Origin of the sequence: Microbacterium sp. M (assembly GCF_045181065.1) — a bacterium.
In the GTDB taxonomy this organism is placed as follows: domain Bacteria; phylum Actinomycetota; class Actinomycetes; order Actinomycetales; family Microbacteriaceae; genus Microbacterium.
Genome location: NZ_CP173721.1, coordinates 3,709,765 through 3,726,562, shown reverse-complemented (window position 1 = coordinate 3,726,562; position 16,798 = coordinate 3,709,765). Strand labels below are relative to the sequence as shown.

Below are 16,798 nucleotides of genomic sequence, written 5' to 3'. Positions count from 1 at the left end.
CCATGCGGATCGCGTTCGCCGGTGTCGCTCATTCGCATCCCTTCGCGGACGCCGCGAATCTCGTTGCGCGCGGGATGACGATCGCCGGCGTCTGGGACGCCGACGATCCGTCGCGCCAGGCGGACTTCGCCGCGCGTTTCGGCGCGGAGGTCCATGGCGGACTCGACGACCTGCTCGCCTCAGCACCGGACGCCGTCGTCGTGACGGTCCGCACGCGGCGCGCCTTCGAGGTGGCCCTGGCCTGCGCGGATGCCGGGGTGCCGGCCTTCTTCAACAAGACCGTCGCCGCGTGCTCGGCAGACCTCGATCGCTGGGCGGGCCTCTCACCCGCGTCCCGTTTCACATCGTCGGTGCTGCGTTTCGCGCCCGCACTCGCGGACTTCGCCGAGAACCTCCGAGCAGCGGGGCTGCGCGCGATCGACGTGCACGTGCAGCACGACATCACGGGGTTCCTCGTCAGCGATCGCGCCTGGCAGGACGATCCTGGCGGTGCCGGCGGCACGATGGTCAACATCGGGCTCCATGCGTGGGAGATGGTCGACGTCCTGCTCCCGGGCGCGCAGGCGGAGATCCTGTCGGCCTTCCGAGTCCGCGGTGCTGTCGCGACGGCGTCCGAGGTGCTCGGATCGGTGCATGCGCGCATCGATGACATCCCGGTGACGGTGACGATCTCCGGTCTGGCGGGTGCGGATCGCTACGCCGTCCTGGCATGGACGGACACCGGAATCCGTGAGCTCGTGCTTCCGGACGACCTCGACGGTCTGGGGTACGGCGGAACCGCCGACGCGATCGCCGCTCTGGCGCGAGGCGGCGCCGTACCCGTCTCGTCGCAGCGCACGATCTCCGTGTACCGGAACACCATCGCCTCCGCCGATGCGGCGCGGGGTAGCAGACCTCTGGGGAGGACACCCCGTGGGCCGATGCCCGCACCCGATCGCGGCCCGGCCGCGGAGAGAGAGGCACCATGACCGAGACCATCCACGACGACACCGCGACGACCGGAGAAGGACGCACCCGGCGGATGGTGCTGGCGGGCTTCGGAGCAGCAGCGCTCGGCGGCATCGTCGCCGTCGGCTCGGCGAATCCGGCGAACGCGGCACAGCCGACGATCGTGCAGATGTCGCGCGAAGCAGCATCGGCATCCGATGTCGCGGCGCTCGCCGAACTCAGCGCCAAGGCTGACGACATCGTCGCCGTCGCCGGCTACGCATCGCCGGGAGACGGTGGGGGAGGGCTGTTCCGCTTCGTGACGAAGCAGCCACCGGAGGCCAACGGTGGCACCGTCGTCCCTGGCGCGAAGGGCGTCTGGGTGCGGGTGCACACGGGGACGCTCGACTTCCGCGCGTTCGGGATCTTCGGGCCGGATGTCCCGGCCGACGATGCGCTGGATGCTCTGGTGAACGACGCCTCGGTCCATCGGATCGAAGCGCATACGGATCTGAACTTCGTCCGACGGCACCGGCTCTCGCGCTCGAACATCGTGCTGGACTTCGGCAACCACCTGATGACGACCGAGGGCATCGAGAACGCGGGAGCAGACGATCCGTTCGCCGCCGTCCTGTACTTCCAGGGCGCCGTCACGGACGCGGTGCACGAAGCCGGACTCGGGGAGACCGTGCCGGACCTGGCCGATGTGTTCCCGGTCGGGGACTCGTCGTTCTTCGAAGTCGGCGCCTGGTACGCCGCGGAGGTCAACGCCCTCGCCGGGCGCTGGGAGCGGGAGCTGCAGCGGTTGGTGCAGGTGACGCAGATCGTCGACGGCCGTCACATCAGAGTGAATTACCACAACGGATGGCCGCTCGGCGAGGACCGCACGATGACCTGGCGCCGAGTCGAACCGGTCCAGGACGTGCGCGTGTCGAACCTGCGATTCCGGGGCAAGGGCACCGATCAGTTCACCGGGTCGCACCCGCTCGCGTTCGAGTACGCGGTGCGCTGCGACGTCGATCACATCGACGGCACGGCGACCTTCTGGCCGCTGGTCATGCGGCGCTGGAACACGTACTTCACGACAGACACCTGCAACCTCACCAATCCCACGTCGGTCACATACGGCGGTGCCGGGTACCTCACGCAGCAGATCTACTGCCTGTACGGCTACGTGGCGAACTGCCACACCTCGAACGCGCGGCATCTGAACGACTGGACGGCGAGCGCCTACGGTCTGGTCGAGAACTGTCACGGCGACGGGGACGACCAGGGGCCGTTCGTGACCCACGGGCAGTACGAGCACGACCTCACGTATGTGGGCAATTCGGGGCTGATGACCTTCGCGAACTCGGGAGCGGCTTGGGGGTCTGCGGCGAAGCGCATCACGGTCCGCCAGCACGTGTGCTCGTGGTTCGTCGCGCGCGTCAAGGTCACAGACCTCACGCTCGAAGACGTGAAGGTCATCGGCAAGCCGTCGCTGTCCGGTTCAGGGATGCTGTGGATCAACGCGGACGGGGCTCAGCTGCGGGGATGCTCGGCGACGGACACCCTCGTCATCACGCAGGCGTCCGACGCCTCGAAGCGGCCCACGGTCATCGAAGCATCGGAGTTCACGTTCGTGGCCGCCGGAGAGCTGACGAACGCGACGGTCAAGAAGCCGGTGACGTTCGTGGACACGACGCTGTCGGGCCTGAACGGCATGAAGATCGGCGGTGGCGCGCCGGTGACGTTCCGCGGCGGCCGGTTGACCGGCGGTGACCGCGACGGAGCACTCACCTCCTCATCAGCGCGACTCCGGTTCGACGGGGTTGACCTCGAGGGCGTCAGCGTGGTCGCCGCGGGCGGTGATCAGTCGATCGAGATCATCGGCGGATCGTCCGTCTCCGGTGCGAAGGGGACAGCGCTCTCGCGCGGCGGCGATGGCATCCTGAGCGTCCTGCTCGCCGACAGCACCTTCTCCGGTGACGCCGCGCACGTGTCGCTGACCGGGGGGAAGAACCACTATCGCGCGACAGGGTGCCGCTTCGACGGCGGAGCACTCGAGCTGGCGCCCGGTGCCTTCGGCGGCGGCTCGACGCTGCTGCACTCCGTCAATGTCGAGACCGGCGTGAAGCGGACCATTCCGGAGGAGGCCGACAACGTCGTGCTCACAGGCAACCTCACGATCTGATCGCGGAGGATTCGGGGGATCGGTCTTCTCGGCCGATCCCTCGTCGTCGTCAGCTCGTGCCGTCGCCCGCCGGGGTCGCGAGACGGATGCGTGCGAAGGCCGTCGTCACGTGTGCGGCGATGACGTCTCTGGCGCGGTCGGGATCGCCGCTGGCGATCGCATCGAGGATCTGCTGGTGGCTCTGCACGTGCTCCTGCTGCTCGGCCGGATCGAGCGCGGCGTTCGCGGCATGCAGGAAGCCGGTGATGCGCCCTCGCAGCTGAGCGCTCACCTCATCGAGGAATCGATGCTCGGCGAGTTCGGCGAGGGTGGCGTGGAACAGCTGATCCTGGCGGAGCACCTCCGCGATGTCGCCCGGCTCTGCACGGGACATGGCATCGACGATCGCGGTCAGCCGCGCGGCCGACTCGTCGCTCCAGCGCTCCTGCACCCGGATCGCCATGAATTGCTCGAGCACGATCCGCAGGCTGGAGATCTCTTCCAGATCGAGGGGGGTGAGCTCCGCGACTCGCGCTCCGCGACGCGGTTCCCGAACGACCAGCCGCTCCTCGCTCAGCCGCGTCAGCGCTTCGCGGACAGGGATGTGACTGACGCCGAGTTGCGCTGCCAGCTTCCGCTCGACCAGGCGTTCACCAGGCGCGAGCTCACCGGAATGGATCGCTGCACGCAGCTCGTTCGTGACCTGCTCCGCGATGTTCTGGTCGGTGACGCTGCGCACGCCTCCGATGCTATGGCATCGCGTCGAACACTGGACAACTTCCGGATATTGCTAGATGCTATAGCAAAGTTCGAAACCGTTGACGGAGGAGTTGTCATGTCACAGGCGCGTCCCCTCGACGCCGGCGCCGCACTCGGCGCGAGCGCTATGAAGAAGGCCATCTGGAGGCTCGGTCCGTTCCTCGGGCTGCTGTACCTCGTCGCCTACATCGATCGCAACAATGCCGGGTTCGCCAAACTCGAGATGACCGAGGCGCTGCAGATGACCGAGGCCGCCTTCGGGTTCGCGGCCGGGATCTTCTTCATCGGCTACCTGCTGTTCGAGGTGCCGAGCAATCTGCTGCTCGAGAAGTACGGCGCGCGGAAGTGGATCGCCCGGATCATGGTCTCCTGGGGGATCGTCGCCGTGCTGACAGCTTTCGTCCAGGACAGCACCCAGTTCGCGATCGCGCGCTTCGTGCTCGGCATCGCGGAAGCCGGCTTCTTCCCCGGCGTCCTGCTGTATCTGACGCTGTGGTTCCCGAGGCAGTACCGGACCCAGGTGCTCGTCGTGTTCGCCCTGTCGAATCCCATCGCGAACGCCGTCGCGGCGCCGCTGTCCGGTTGGATCATGGAGATGCATGGGATGTGGGGGCTGGACGGCTGGCAACTGGTGTTCATCCTCGAAGGCATCCCGGCCGTCGTCCTCGCGTTCGTGGTGTTCTTCTGGCTGCCTGATCGACCGCAGGATGCCCGCTGGCTGACATCGGCGGAGCAGGGTTGGATCGCAGACACCGTCGCGCGGGAGACGGCGGCGACGGAGCAGCGCCATGGACGACTTCGCCTGGGCGAAGTGTTCAGCAATGGGCGACTCTGGACTCTGATCCTGTTGTTCTTCGGCGTCGTCTTCGGCGCGTACGGGCTCGGCCTCTGGCTCCCGACGATCATGCAGGCCATGGGTGACTTCTCGAATTCGACCACCGGTTGGCTCGTCGCGCTGCCGAACATCTGCGCCGCGCTCGCGATGATCCCGTGGGAGCGTGCTGCGCGCAGGCAGGGCAACATCCCGCTGCAGATCGGCATCACGCTCTCGATCACCGCGCTCTCCCTCATCGCGGCCGTCGCCGCCCAATCCATCCCGGCTGTTTCGCTCATCGCTCTCTGCATCGGAATGAGCGCGCTGTTCTCGACGACGCCGCTGTTCTGGAGTCTCCCGCCGATGGTGCTCACCGGCACCGCAGCAGCGGCCGGGCTCGCGTTCATCAACTCGGTCGGAAACCTCGCCGGGTTCGCAGGACCCTATGCCATCGGCTGGATCAGCCAGACCACCGGGTCGACGATCTGGGGGCTTCTGCTCATCGCCGCCCTGACCGTCCTGGGTGCTGCCATCGGCTTCATCCTCAGCCGACGCCCCGAATTCACCACTCCGGCCGACATCGACGTGTCGATCTCGGCCGGCCCGACCGGACGCGACTCATGACGCAGGCATCGGCGAAGTCCGTGCGGTCCGCAGGGCGCCGCGCTCTCATCGCCGGAATCGGAGCGGCGGCTCTCGGGTCCGCTGCCGCCGTCGCCGGCGGATCTCGGGCGGACGCCGCTGAGGGTCCGAGAGTGCAGCATGTCGGGACCGTGGCCGATCTGGCCGGCATTCGCGCGACGCCGGGCGACGTGGCGATCGCCGCCTGCTATCGGGAACAGGGAGATGCCGGACTGCTCGTCTACGCCGGTGCGGACGGGAAGGACCGGAAGGCCAATGGCGGCACCGTCATCGCAGGAAGGCGCGGCACAGTCTGGCTCCTGCAGCACGACGGCACGGTCGACTTCCGCGCGTTCGGGATCGCCGGCCCGGAATCAGCGGCCGATGACGCCCTCGCCGCGATGGTGACGGACACGTCCATCCGTCGGATCGAAGCGCACACGGACCTGTTGTTCCAGCGTCGACACCGGTTCACGCGATCTCTTCTTGAGATCGACTTCGGCGGGCATACGGTCTCGAGTGAAGGCATCGAGAAGAACTCCCACGACAACCCGTTCGGCGCCGTGATGTTCTTCACCGGCGAACCGGTGGAGGACACCGTCGAGCACGCGCTCGCCGAGGCGTGGCCGGAGCTCACCGATGCCGTCGCGGTGCCGGATTCCGGCCGTTTCCCGGTCGGCTCGTGGTGGGCCGTGCAGTGCGCACCGGTCGCCGGCGGTGGCGCGGACGAGCGAGAGCTGCAGCGGTTCGTCGAGGTGACCCAGCAGATCGACGGGAACCACATCCGCATCGACTATCTCAACGGCTGGCCGCTGGCTGAGGGGAGGCAGCTGACCTGGCGCCGCTACGAGCCCGTCTCCAGCGTCCGCATCTCCCGCATGAGGTTCCTGGGTGCCGGGCCCTTCGAAGGCCCGACCGACGGGAGCCTGCCGGACTCTCGGGAGATGACAGGGTCGCACCCTCTGGCGTTCGAGTACGCCATCCGTTGCGACGTGACCGATGTGCATGCCTCGCGCACCTGGTGGCCGGTCGTGATGCGCAGGTGGAACACGCATTTCCGCACGGAACGCTGCTCGATCGAGAATCCGCCCACCGTCTTCTACGGCGGAGCCGGATACCTCACCCAGCAGATCTCCTGCCTGTACGGGCGGATCAGCGATTGCACATCGTCGAACGCGCGGCACCTGAACGATCTCACCGCCAGCGCCTACTGCATCGTCGAGAACTGCCACGGCGATGGCGACGACCAGGGCGGCAACCCGTTCACCACGCATGGCCAGTACGAGCACGACCTCACCTTCATCGGCTGCTCCGGGCTGATGGACATCGCGAATTCGGGCGGGCAATGGGGCACGTCGGCCAAACGGATCACCGTCCGCGATCACGTGTGCTCATGGTTCGTGGCGGGGACGAAGATCACCGACCTCACGCTCGAGAACGTGCGTGTGCTCGGCCGGTCGACTTTCGACCCGCAGGCCACGATGACGATCAATGCCGACGGCGCCCAGCTGCGCGGGTGCTCGGCCGGCCTGCTGGCCATCGGACAGCGCAGCTCGCGCTCCACGCGCCCGACCACGATCGAGGACAGCACCTTCGCGCTGCCGACGGAACAGGTTCTCGTCCAGACACCGGTCGCCGCCACCGTCTCCTTCGCCCGGTGCACGATCACCGGTCTGGACGGGACGAAGATGCGCGGCTCCGGACACGTCCGGTTCGTGGACTGCGATCTGAGCGGCCCTGCCACCGGGGCGCCGGTCGAGATCTCCTCATCGCGGGTGACGATCAGAGGAGGCACGGTGCGCGACGCGGCGCTCGTCATGACCGCATCCCGAGATCAGAGCGTCGTCCTCGACGCCGTCGAACTGAGCACGGAACGCACGGACGGGGCGATGGTGAGCAGGGCTGCGGGCGCAGGCGTCATCGCCTGGCGCGTCAATGGTGCGACTTCCACGGCGGCGGGTGCGGCGGCGCACCTCGATATCGGAGCCGGAGTCAACCATGCGCGCATCGTGGACGCGCAGTTCATCGGCGGTCGGCTGCTGCTCGAGAACGGCTTCCCGGAGGCCTCGACGCTGCTCTACAGCGCATCGTCCGAACGCGGTGTCGAACGCAGACTCCCCGACGAGAGTGAACGGGTCCTGATCGCAGATTCGATCATCATCGTTTGACCGCATGCACATCATCAGCACCATCGGAGAACGGCAGGACCTTGGAGAACATGAAGCACGCGCCCACGGCCGCGACCGACTCCGGCGTCGCGCTCGGCGACCGCATCAAGGTGCCGCGCAGCGCCGTGCGGGTCGGCGTCGCCCGTCGCGACATCACTCCGCCGATCGGCATCCGCGCGAAGAACTGGGGGCCCGCCGACTGGGAACGCTCCGAAGGGGTGCACCGTCCGTTCGCTCTGACGGCGCTCGCCCTCATCGGCGGTGACGACCGCCAGCGACTGCTGCTGGCCGTCGATGGCACCTGGTGGCGCCGAGTCGCCGACGAGCGCCGCGTGCGCGAGACGATCCTCGAGGGGCTCGGACTCGAGCCCGATCAGCTGATGCTCTCGTTGTCGCACACGCACGCCGGCGCCGTGCTCTGCGCCTCCGACGCCCACCTCCCCGGCGGTGAGCTGATCCCGGGATACCTCGACGCGCTCGCGGCTGCGGGCATCGCCGCCGGTCGCGAGGCGCTGGTCGGGGCTCAGCCCGGGCTCATCGAATGGACGCAGGGTCGCTGCGCGCTGGCGGCCGACCGCGAACTCGACCTCGATGGTCGAGCCCTCGTCGGGTACAACCCCGCAGGCGGATCCGACGACACCGTCGTGGTGGGTCGGATCAGCGTCGGCGGCGCGGTGCGCGCGACGCTGGTGAACTATGCCTGCCACCCCACGACGCTCGCCTGGCAGAGCCGCGAGGTGTCGCCCGACTACGTCGGTGCGATGCGCGAGACCGTCGAGACCGCCACCGGCGCCGCGTGCCTGTTCGTGCAGGGAGCCTCCGGGGAGCTCGCCCCGCGTGAGCAGTACACCGGCGATGTCCTGGTGGCCGATCGGCACGGGCGATCGCTCGGCCATGCCGTCCTCGCTGCGCTCGACGGCCTTCCCGCACCGGGAGAGGAGGTCGTGCTCGACCGGGTCGTCGAGTCGGGCGCTCCGCTCGCCGTGTGGACTGGTCGTCCGGCCGCAGCCGACGCCACGTCCGCGGGAACCGTCGACGCCGTCGAACTGCCGTTGCGCGATCTGCCCGCACTCGACGAGCTCGCCGAGGAGTGGAAGGACATCGATCCGCGCTCCCGCGAGGAGCGTCTCGGCCGAGCGCGCAATCTGCGCGAGGGGTACATCGATGGATCGACGGTGGCGCATCCGGTCTGGGCGTGGCGGTTCGGCGATGCGATCGTGCTCGGACACCCGGGAGAAGCGTATTCCCGATTGCAGCGCACGTTGCGGGCACGATTCCCCGAGACGACGATCGTGGTGATGAACCTCACCAACGGCCCCGGTTTCGTGTACCTGCCCACCCGCGAGGCCTATGACCGCGGTGCCTATCAGGCCTGGCAGACACCGCTCGCGGCCGGCGCGCTCGAACTGCTCGAGGAGCACGCCTGCCGCCTCGTCGCCGCGCTGCTCGAGGCATCCGTTCCCGGAAATCTGTCCGTATCGTGAGGAGAACCATGACCACTCATCCACCCGTCGCCGTCGTCACCGGTGGGGCCGCAGGCATCGGCTGGGAGATCGGACGGCGCCTCGCCGCCGACGGCTACCTGGTCGTCGCCGCCGACCGAGTCGCCGGTCAGACGGCAGGTGCGAATCCCGATGGCATCCTGTGGCGCGAGCTCGACGTGACCGATCCGGCGGCCGTCGACGGGGTGTTCGGTGAAATCGAGGCCGACCTCGGTCCGATCGAGGTCCTCGTCAACAACGCCGGCATCCAGCGTCACCGCGGCATCGAGGATCTCTCCTGGGAGGAATGGGCGGCGGTCGTCGACGTCAACCTGCACGGCGTCTTCCTCTGTCTGCAGGCGGGAGGGCGGCGGATGCTCGCTCGCGGCGACGGCCGCATCGTGAACATCTCGTCCATCTCGTCGCGTGGTTCCGCCGGTCGTGCACCCTATGCCACGACGAAGGCGGCCGTCATCGGACTGACGGCGACGGCCGGCGCGGAGTGGGCCGCCCGTGGCGTTCGCGTGAACGCCGTCGCGCCCGGCTACGTCGACACCGGCGTCTTCCGCCACGGCATCGAACAGGGCACGCTGGATCTGGACACGATCCTCAACAGGATCCCCGCGAAGCGACTCGCCGACGCGAGCGAGATCGCCGCGGCGGTGAGCTTCCTCGCAGGAACGGACTCTCGATACATGAACGGTCAGACGCTGTACGTCGATGGCGGATTCATGGTGGACTACGGCATCCCGCTGGCGAAGAAGCCGCTGTGACGATCGATTCCGTCGCGACGGCGACCACCGTCCTCCCGCTTCCGGTGCCCCTGCGCCTGGGCGCGATGACCGTCGAGCGCCGTGAGTACACCGCGGTGCAGGTGCGTGATGCCGAAGATCGCATCGGTCGCGCCTACTGTCTGTCGCGCGAGGCGCCGATGGCCGAGATCGTCGAGCGGCTCGTCGCACCGCACGTGATCGGAGCCGACGCGGACGATCCGGCCTCGGCCTGGGATCGAATGCTGCGGGGCAGCGCGATCGTCGGCCGCGTCGGCCTGGTGCGCCGGGCGATCGGCCTGGTCGACATCGCACTGTGGGACATCGCCGCTCAGCGGGCCGATCAACCGCTCTGGCAACTGCTCGGGACGGACGATCAGCCGCGCCCGTCGATGCTGGTCGCGGCCTACCCGACGCCGGAGCGGTCGCCCGCGGAGGTCGCGGATGAGGTCCTGGCACAGGCGGAGGGCTGGACGACGGTGAAGATCTCGCGCCTTCCGGACCCGACGTACATGCGAGAACTCATCTCGCTGGTCACCGAGGGCCTTCCCGCGCGGACCGGACTGGTCGTCGACGTCGGTTTCGGTTGGCGGGATGCCGACGAGGCCCTCGCCGAGATCGCACGGTGGGGCGATCCCGAGCTCGCCTGGCTGGAAGATCCGCTGCTGCCCGAGGACGTCGCGGGCTGCGCACGGATCCGCAGGGAGACCGGGCTGCGGCTCGCCGTCGGCGACGAGGTCACCGACCCCGCGGTGCTGCGCGCGCTGGTCGACCAGGGAGCGGTCGACGCGCTCCGGCTCGATGTCGTCGCGATCGGCGGCATCACGCCGGCGCGCGAAGTCATCGACTGGGCGCTGGCGCGCGGCGTGCCGGTTTCCGGACACGTGTACCCGGAGGTCACGGTGCATCTCGGCATCGGTGTCGAGACGTTCGCTCGAGAGGGGAATCCGTACGACCCGTCGCCGTCCCTCGTCACGGGCGGACCGCTGTTCGACGGCGCGGTCCGTCCCGCTGCGACGCCCGGTCTCGGATTCGCGTTCGCGCAGTCCGGTTTCGACTTCGGAGAGGCACGAGCATGAAGAGCATCGTCGTGACAGGCAGCGGCAAGGGCATCGGCCGAGCGATCGCGGAGCGCCTCACCGCCGAGGGGTGGATCGTGGTCGGGCTGGAGCGCTCAGCCGGCTCCGGAACAGCCGAGGCGGGCGTCTGCGCCGACGTGATCATCGGCGACGCAGCCGAGCGGTCCGCGCACGAGGCCGCCGCGGCGGCCGCCATGGCGCTGGCGCCCCTGAGCGGCTGGGTGAACAACGCCGGCATCACTCGGCGCACGCCTCTCCACGACCTCGACGAGGATCTCGTCCGGGAGATCGTCGGCATCAACGGCCTCGGCTATCTCTGGGGGAGTTCGGTGGCGGTGTCGGCCTTCCTGGAACAGGGCGTCCAGGGGGCGATCGTGAACGTCGGATCGATCCACGGGCGGGCCAGTTCTATCGATCACGCGGCCTATGAATTCACCAAGGGGGGCATCGACGCGCTCACGCGCAGCATCGCGACGACGTACGGAGGTCTCGGCATCCGCGCCAACACGGTTGCTCCCGGTGGCGTGCGGACTCCGCACCTCGAGGCGCAGATCGCGAACTCCCCGGATCCCGTCGCGGCCGAACGGGCTCTCTCCGAAGGGCCGCCCATGGGGCGGATCGCGCGGGCCGAGGAAGTGGCCGCTGTCGCGGCGTTCCTGCTCTCGGACGAGGCTCCCTATCTCACCGGCCAGTCGATCGCCGTCGACGGCGCGTGGACGGCATCCTTCGGCGACATCGCGATCGATCCGGCACTCCGAGCGCGCTTCCGCGGCTGACGGGGTTTGACGGCGCCGGGCGGGTGTTCAGGCCTTGAGCATCGAAGCGCGGGTGATGACGCCGGCCACGACATCGAAGGTCGCGATGGTCTCGGTGGAGACGCCGGCATTGATGACGCGCTCCTGAGCCACCACCCAGCGCGATCCGAAGAGCACGTGGGTGTCGATGAGACACGAGAGATCGGGGTTCGCCAGGCGCGGCTCGTAGAAGGCCCGGATCGCCACGCGACCCCGGAGAGGCTCCGGAGCGACGCCGGTGATGACGGCATCCTCCTCGTACGTGTCCACGAACGCATCGAGGTCGTGCGCGTTGAACGCGTCCAGCTGGGCCTGCACGGTGTCCAGGGCGCTGCGGTGCTCAGTCAATGCGGACTCCTCCGTTGACGTCATACGTGGCTCCCGTGATGAAGCGGGATCGTTCGGATGCCAGAGCGGCGATGATCCAGGCGACATCGGCCGGCTGCCCGAAATCGCCGAGCGGGATGGACGAGGCGAGCTTCGTGCGTCCCTCGCCCTGCAACTGGTCGGTGATCGCGCTCGCGACAGGGCCGGGGGTGACGGCGTTGACCCGGATGCCCTCGCCCGCGAGATGCCGGGCGAAGCTGCGGGTGAGAGCGAGGATCGCCCCCTTGCTCGCCGCGTAGTGCAGCCCGGTCTGGAGCGCGCCGACCTGCCCGGCGATGGACGAGATGTTCACGACGGATCGATCTCCGGATGCCGCCCGCAGCAGCGGCAGCGCGGCGCGGGTCAGCAGGAAGGTGCCGCGCGCGTTCGTCTCCATCACGAGGTCCCACTCGTCCGCATCGATCTCGTCGTACGGGGTGTAGGGACATACGCCGCCGTTGTTCACGAGAACGTGCAGGGCGCCCCACTGCAGGGTGAGGTCGGCGATGAGCGCGTCGATGGACGAGCCGTCCCGCAGATCGAGCTGCGAGACGTGGACCTCTGGCGCCCCGGCGGCACGGCACTGCTCGGCGACTTCCGCCGCCTCGGCGGCACGCCCCGAGTACGTGATCCAGAGCGCGCAGCCGATCTCAGCGAGTTCGAGGGCGGCGGCGGTTCCGATTCCGGAACTGGCCCCGGTGATGAGTGCACGGCGAAACGTCATGCAGAAACGCTATAGCAAAATCCTCGATCACGCGAGAGGTGCTGCTATTTGCTATAGCATCAACGTCATGATTCAGCCTCTCATCCTGGTCAGCGATTGCGACCTTCCTGGAACGGTGATCGAAGACACCCTGCGCACTGCCGGACTGCGCGCCGAGCGTGCCGCATCGGCTGCTCCCGCAGACCTGGTGGCCCGCGGGTCGGAGATCGAGGGTCTCGTCGTCCAGTGGGCACCGATCACGGCCGAGGTGATGGACGCGCTGCCGAACCTCCGGATCATCAGCCGAGTCGGCATCGGGTACGACATGATCGATGTCGCAGCGGCCACGGCGCGGGGCATCGCGGTCGCGAACACGCCGAACTACTGCATCGAAGAGGTCGCGGCGCACACGATCGCCATGATCATGGCGCAGGCCCGCGGACTTCCCGCCTATGACCGTGCGGTCCGAGAGGGAGTGTGGAAGGCCGTGGATGCTCGGCCGATGGCGGTGCGGCCATCGTGCACCACGGTGTCCGTGCTCGGATTCGGGCGGATCGGCTCACTTGTGGCCAGGGGGCTGCGGGGCCTCGGATTCGGGGTGGTCGTCGCGGATCCGTATGCGGATCCCGACGCCGTGCGCGCCGCCGGCTGCGAATCGGCCGGCATCGGAGAGGCCATCGCCCGTGCCGACATCCTGACCCTGCACGTGCCGCTCACCGAGAGCACCCGCCATCTCGTCGATGCCGGAGCGCTCGCCACCATGAAGCCCGGTGCGGTCGTCGTGAACACCTGCCGAGGTCCGCTCATCGACGAGACGGCTCTCGCCGCAGCCCTGCGCTCGGGGCATCTCGGCGCTGCGGCTCTCGACGTGTTCGCGGCGGAACCGCTGGCGGCGCAATCGCCGCTGCGCGATCTGGACCGTGTGCTGCTCACGCCCCACGCCGCATGGTTCTCACCGGAAGCACTTGAAGATCTGCCGGTGCACGCAGCGGAGAACATCATCCGCCATCTCGCCGGTGAGGACGCCCCGATCGTCAACCCGTCGTACGCCGACGCGAAGGAGAGATGATGCAGCTTCTGCGACTCGGCGCGATGGGCCGCGAACGACCGTTCGTCCGTGATGACGACGGCATCCTCCGTGATCTCTCACCAGTGACCGACGAGATCGATGGTGCCTTCCTCGCCGCCGATGGCATCGCACGGACGCGACGCGCGCTCGCGGAGGGCGGGCTTGCGGAAGCGGATGCCGCGGGTCTGCGCATCGGCGCTCCGATCGCGCGACCGCAGGCGGTCGTGTGCATCGGAATGAACTATGCCGCGCACGCCGCGGAGTCGGGTTCGCATCCACCCGAGCAACCGGTGATCTTCTTCAAGCATCCCAACACCATCGTCGGACCCGATGATGATGTGCTGCTGCCGCCGGACGCGCTGAAAGTCGACTGGGAGGTCGAACTCGCGGTGGTGATCGGTGCACGGGCGCGCTACCTGCCCTCGCTGGATGCCGCCGGAGCCGTCATCGCGGGATACACGGTGTCGAACGACGTATCGGAGCGCGACTATCAGCTCGAGGTCTCCGGCGGGCAGTGGTCGAAGGGCAAGTGCGCTGAGACCTTCAATCCTCTCGGGCCGGCGCTCGTTCCTGCGGACGAGGTCGATCCGCAGGCGCTCAGGCTGCGGTCATGGGTGAACGGCGAGTCGCGACAGGACTCATCGACCAGCGACATGATCTTCCCGGTGCTCTCGCTCATCCAGCACCTCAGCCAGTACATGGTCCTCGAGCCGGGGGATGTGGTGAACACCGGCACACCCGAAGGCGTCGCGCTGTCCGGCCGCTTCCCGTACCTCGTCGACGGCGATGAGATGAGAATCGAGATCGAAGGTCTCGGCGGGCAGCGTCAGCACGCTCGCCGCGTGATGCTCTGACGACTCAGCCGGCGAACGGCATCACGGGCATGCCGGTGACGCCGAGGCGGATGCTGAAGACGGAGCCGGCCTCTGTCCCGTGGTCGTGTCCCATGTCCTGTGCCGAAGTGGTGATGAACAGGGTGCCGAGGTCATCCGCGCCGAATGTGCATGCGCTGACCTGATCGACGGGGAGAGGCACGCGCTCGAGCAGACGCCCACCGGCGTCGTAGCCATGCACGGCGGATCCACCCCAGAGCGCGACCCAGACGCTTCCATCGGCCGCGACGGTCAGGCCGTCCGGTGAGCCGTCGCCGTCGTCGATCTGCACGAACGGTCGACGGCCCATGAGTTCGCCGTCGACGACGTCGAAGCGGTCGACCCGCCCTGTCGCCGTGTCGACGTAATACGCCACGGACCCGTCCGGTGAGAAGGCGAGTCCGTTGGAGACAGTGACATCGGACAGGATCGTGCTCGTGGAGAGATCGCTCCCGATCCGCAGCAGACGGCCGGCTGCCCCGGCATCCGATGCGGCCATGGTTCCGGGGAGCAGCCGCCCGTCCTGGTCCGCGCACCCGTCGTTGAAGCGCGCCGCACCCAGGGCGAAACCGCCGGCCGCCGTGGCAGGGCCGTCGGCGGAGTCGGACAGATAGAGGGTGCGCGCGCCGAAGGCTGCGAAGCCGCCGCTCGTGCGCGGTCGGACGAAGGCGGCGTATTCGTCATCGATGTGCAGACGATGGATTCCGTCTCCGCGCAGGGTCAGCAGGTCGCCGGCGTAGCCGTCGACCCAGCGCAGCCCGCCCCAGCCCGACCACCACACCGGTCCCTCGGCATGGCCGCTGATCGGTCCTGTGACGTTCTCGGGGATCACGCGCGCTCGTCATCCCGACGCAGCGGCATCCGTTCGGGTTCCGGGGCGGATGCCGGGGTCACCGGCTCCGGCGCCGTCGGCGCCGCCGTGATCTCTCGCGCGACCTGCTTCTCGAGGACTTCGACGGCCGCGTCGGACAGCAGGATCAGCCCGTCGAGCTCCTCGCGGACCCTCTTGTACGCGATGTTGCGCTCGGCCTGGGTCGCGGTGTCGTCGACGGCGACCTTCAGAAGCTGCTGCGCACGGTCGAGCTTCTTGCGCTCCGCCTCGGTGAACGTCGAGTCCCGCAGGCGCCGGGCATCCCGCTCGGCGACCTCGAACGCGACGGCGTAGTTGCCGACGGCGTCCAGATACTCGGCGACCTGCTGCTCGGTCACCTTGGCGTCGGCGGATGCCGGCCGCAGCGTGTCCGCGAGCTTCTTCGCGCGGAGGAACGCCGCGGTCAGCGGCTGGCGTCCGTCGCTCATGGCGGGGAAGGCGATCAGCTTCGCCACGTCGAGCTCGTATTCCAGCCAGCGCGCGGTGATCTCGTCATGTTCGATGAACAGCCGCTCGAGCAGCTGGTTCGATGTCACCTGCGGTTCGGCCGGGATCTGCCGCGCCTGAGTGCTGACGGGTGCCGTCTGCCCGCGTGCAGCGATCTGGGCGGCCTTGATCTCGCCCTTGATCCGCAAAGTCTCCAGGCGTCGTTCATGCCGCTGCTTGGAGGCGCGTTCCCACGCCTTCCCGATACCACCGGCGACGCCCATGATGGGGAAGATCAGCCACCAGTAGTGCCCCGCGAAGTCCCAGAAGCCTTGGAGGAACACGTCCATGATGGCCTCAGCCTAGCCGTGTCGCGATTCGCGCGAACCCGCTCAGGAACGGGGGAGCTCGCCGATCTTCGTGCCGGCCTCGTCCATGACGATGAGGGTGTCGCCCTCGACCTGCACGACGCTGATGCCCCGCAACCAGTCGTCAACGCCCTGGCAGGCCTTGAGCGTCGAGACGTACGGCGCGATCTCGACCGCATCGTCGACCACGGTGTACGTGCTGCCGATGCCGTTGCAGCCGTCGGTTCCTTTCACCGTGCCGTCGTCGGTGAACTCGAGAAACGGTTCTCCCGCGGCATCCGACCCCCAGGTGCCGACGACATCCGACCCGGCCGGCGATGCGGTCGAGGTCGGCGCGGAGCCCGGTCCGCCTGCCGGCGCGCAGGCTGTGAGGAGGAGGGCGGCTGCGGCCAGGACGAGGCTGGTGCGGATGCGGTGGGAGGCCATGTCTTCGATGGTACTCAGCACGCGCCGGACGCGGCGAAGATCAGGTGAATTCTCGACTTGGGGAGAACTACCCATTGGAGTCTGTGCGAATGCTGTGTACTCTGAACGAGGCTTTGCGCTTCGGTGCCAGCC

General features: G+C 68.4%; 16 protein-coding genes. 10 read left to right on the top strand and 6 right to left on the bottom strand.

The window, feature by feature from the left end:
* The first annotated feature begins 2 nt into the window (after positions 1-2).
* Together ACI7YT_RS18090 and ACI7YT_RS18085 are read left to right on the top strand one after the other, a co-directional pair.
* Entirely contained in the window at positions 3-968 is a 966-nt protein-coding gene (locus ACI7YT_RS18090; protein WP_406247552.1) for a Gfo/Idh/MocA family oxidoreductase, read from the top strand.
* Positions 965-3,100 carry a peptidase C14 gene (locus ACI7YT_RS18085; protein WP_406247550.1) on the top strand — a complete coding sequence of 712 codons (2,136 nt, stop codon included), beginning with the start codon at positions 965-967 and terminating at the stop codon, positions 3,098-3,100. The genes ACI7YT_RS18090 and ACI7YT_RS18085 overlap by 4 nt, the downstream gene beginning before the upstream one ends.
* A gap of 49 nt (positions 3,101-3,149) precedes the next feature.
* Here the strand turns inward: ACI7YT_RS18085 and ACI7YT_RS18080 are convergent, their stop codons facing one another.
* Positions 3,150-3,818: a GntR family transcriptional regulator gene (locus tag ACI7YT_RS18080; RefSeq protein WP_406247548.1), complete on the bottom strand. Its 669-nt coding sequence runs from the start codon at positions 3,816-3,818 to the stop codon at positions 3,150-3,152.
* A 96-nt stretch (positions 3,819-3,914) separates the two neighbouring features.
* On the opposite strand from ACI7YT_RS18080, the gene ACI7YT_RS18075 reads away from it, so the two are divergent.
* The 6 genes from ACI7YT_RS18075 to ACI7YT_RS18050 are packed head-to-tail and all read left to right on the top strand — an operon-like array spanning position 3,915 to position 11,547.
* Positions 3,915-5,276, top strand: a complete 1,362-nt coding sequence (locus ACI7YT_RS18075) for an MFS transporter (RefSeq protein ID WP_406247546.1) — start codon at positions 3,915-3,917, stop codon at positions 5,274-5,276.
* A complete protein-coding gene (locus tag ACI7YT_RS18070) occupies positions 5,273-7,441 on the top strand; it encodes a peptidase C14 (RefSeq protein ID WP_406247545.1) in 2,169 nt (722 codons plus the stop codon). Before ACI7YT_RS18075 ends, ACI7YT_RS18070 begins: the two co-directional genes overlap by 4 nt.
* Positions 7,442-7,491: 50 nt before the next feature.
* Positions 7,492-8,925 carry a hypothetical protein gene (locus ACI7YT_RS18065; RefSeq protein WP_406247544.1) on the top strand — a complete coding sequence of 478 codons (1,434 nt, stop codon included), beginning with the start codon at positions 7,492-7,494 and terminating at the stop codon, positions 8,923-8,925.
* A gap of 8 nt (positions 8,926-8,933) precedes the next feature.
* Positions 8,934-9,695 (top strand): SDR family NAD(P)-dependent oxidoreductase, encoded by a 762-nt coding sequence (locus tag ACI7YT_RS18060; protein ID WP_406247543.1) that lies wholly within the window; start codon positions 8,934-8,936, stop codon positions 9,693-9,695.
* Positions 9,692-10,771, top strand: a complete 1,080-nt coding sequence (locus ACI7YT_RS18055) for a mandelate racemase/muconate lactonizing enzyme family protein (RefSeq protein WP_406247541.1) — start codon at positions 9,692-9,694, stop codon at positions 10,769-10,771. The genes ACI7YT_RS18060 and ACI7YT_RS18055 overlap by 4 nt, the downstream gene beginning before the upstream one ends.
* Entirely contained in the window at positions 10,768-11,547 is a 780-nt protein-coding gene (locus ACI7YT_RS18050) for an SDR family NAD(P)-dependent oxidoreductase (protein WP_406247539.1), read from the top strand. The genes ACI7YT_RS18055 and ACI7YT_RS18050 overlap by 4 nt, the downstream gene beginning before the upstream one ends.
* Before the next feature lie 27 nt (positions 11,548-11,574).
* Here the strand turns inward: ACI7YT_RS18050 and ACI7YT_RS18045 are convergent, their stop codons facing one another.
* Both ACI7YT_RS18045 and ACI7YT_RS18040 read right to left on the bottom strand, forming a co-directional pair.
* Positions 11,575-11,913 carry a nuclear transport factor 2 family protein gene (locus tag ACI7YT_RS18045; RefSeq protein WP_406247537.1) on the bottom strand — a complete coding sequence of 113 codons (339 nt, stop codon included), beginning with the start codon at positions 11,911-11,913 and terminating at the stop codon, positions 11,575-11,577.
* Positions 11,906-12,655: an SDR family NAD(P)-dependent oxidoreductase gene (locus tag ACI7YT_RS18040; RefSeq protein ID WP_406247536.1), complete on the bottom strand. Its 750-nt coding sequence runs from the start codon at positions 12,653-12,655 to the stop codon at positions 11,906-11,908. Before ACI7YT_RS18040 ends, ACI7YT_RS18045 begins: the two co-directional genes overlap by 8 nt.
* A 67-nt stretch (positions 12,656-12,722) precedes the next feature.
* Between ACI7YT_RS18040 and ACI7YT_RS18035 the strand changes: the two genes are divergently transcribed.
* Together ACI7YT_RS18035 and ACI7YT_RS18030 are read left to right on the top strand one after the other, a co-directional pair.
* Positions 12,723-13,703, top strand: coding sequence for a C-terminal binding protein (locus ACI7YT_RS18035; RefSeq protein ID WP_406247534.1), 981 nt, complete (start codon positions 12,723-12,725; stop codon positions 13,701-13,703).
* Positions 13,703-14,557, top strand: coding sequence for a fumarylacetoacetate hydrolase family protein (locus ACI7YT_RS18030; RefSeq protein ID WP_406247532.1), 855 nt, complete (start codon positions 13,703-13,705; stop codon positions 14,555-14,557). The genes ACI7YT_RS18035 and ACI7YT_RS18030 overlap by 1 nt, the downstream gene beginning before the upstream one ends.
* Positions 14,558-14,561: 4 nt before the next feature.
* On the opposite strand, the gene ACI7YT_RS18025 is transcribed toward ACI7YT_RS18030, so the two are convergent.
* The 3 genes from ACI7YT_RS18025 to ACI7YT_RS18015 are packed head-to-tail and all read right to left on the bottom strand — an operon-like array spanning position 14,562 to position 16,666.
* Positions 14,562-15,407 carry an SMP-30/gluconolactonase/LRE family protein gene (locus ACI7YT_RS18025; protein WP_406247530.1) on the bottom strand — a complete coding sequence of 282 codons (846 nt, stop codon included), beginning with the start codon at positions 15,405-15,407 and terminating at the stop codon, positions 14,562-14,564.
* Positions 15,404-16,222: a hypothetical protein gene (locus tag ACI7YT_RS18020; RefSeq protein ID WP_406247529.1), complete on the bottom strand. Its 819-nt coding sequence runs from the start codon at positions 16,220-16,222 to the stop codon at positions 15,404-15,406. The genes ACI7YT_RS18025 and ACI7YT_RS18020 overlap by 4 nt, the downstream gene beginning before the upstream one ends.
* A 42-nt stretch (positions 16,223-16,264) precedes the next feature.
* On the bottom strand, positions 16,265-16,666 hold the full coding sequence (locus tag ACI7YT_RS18015; protein WP_406247527.1) for an META domain-containing protein: 402 nt from the start codon (positions 16,664-16,666) through the stop codon (positions 16,265-16,267).
* Between the last annotated feature and the right edge of the window lie 132 nt (positions 16,667-16,798).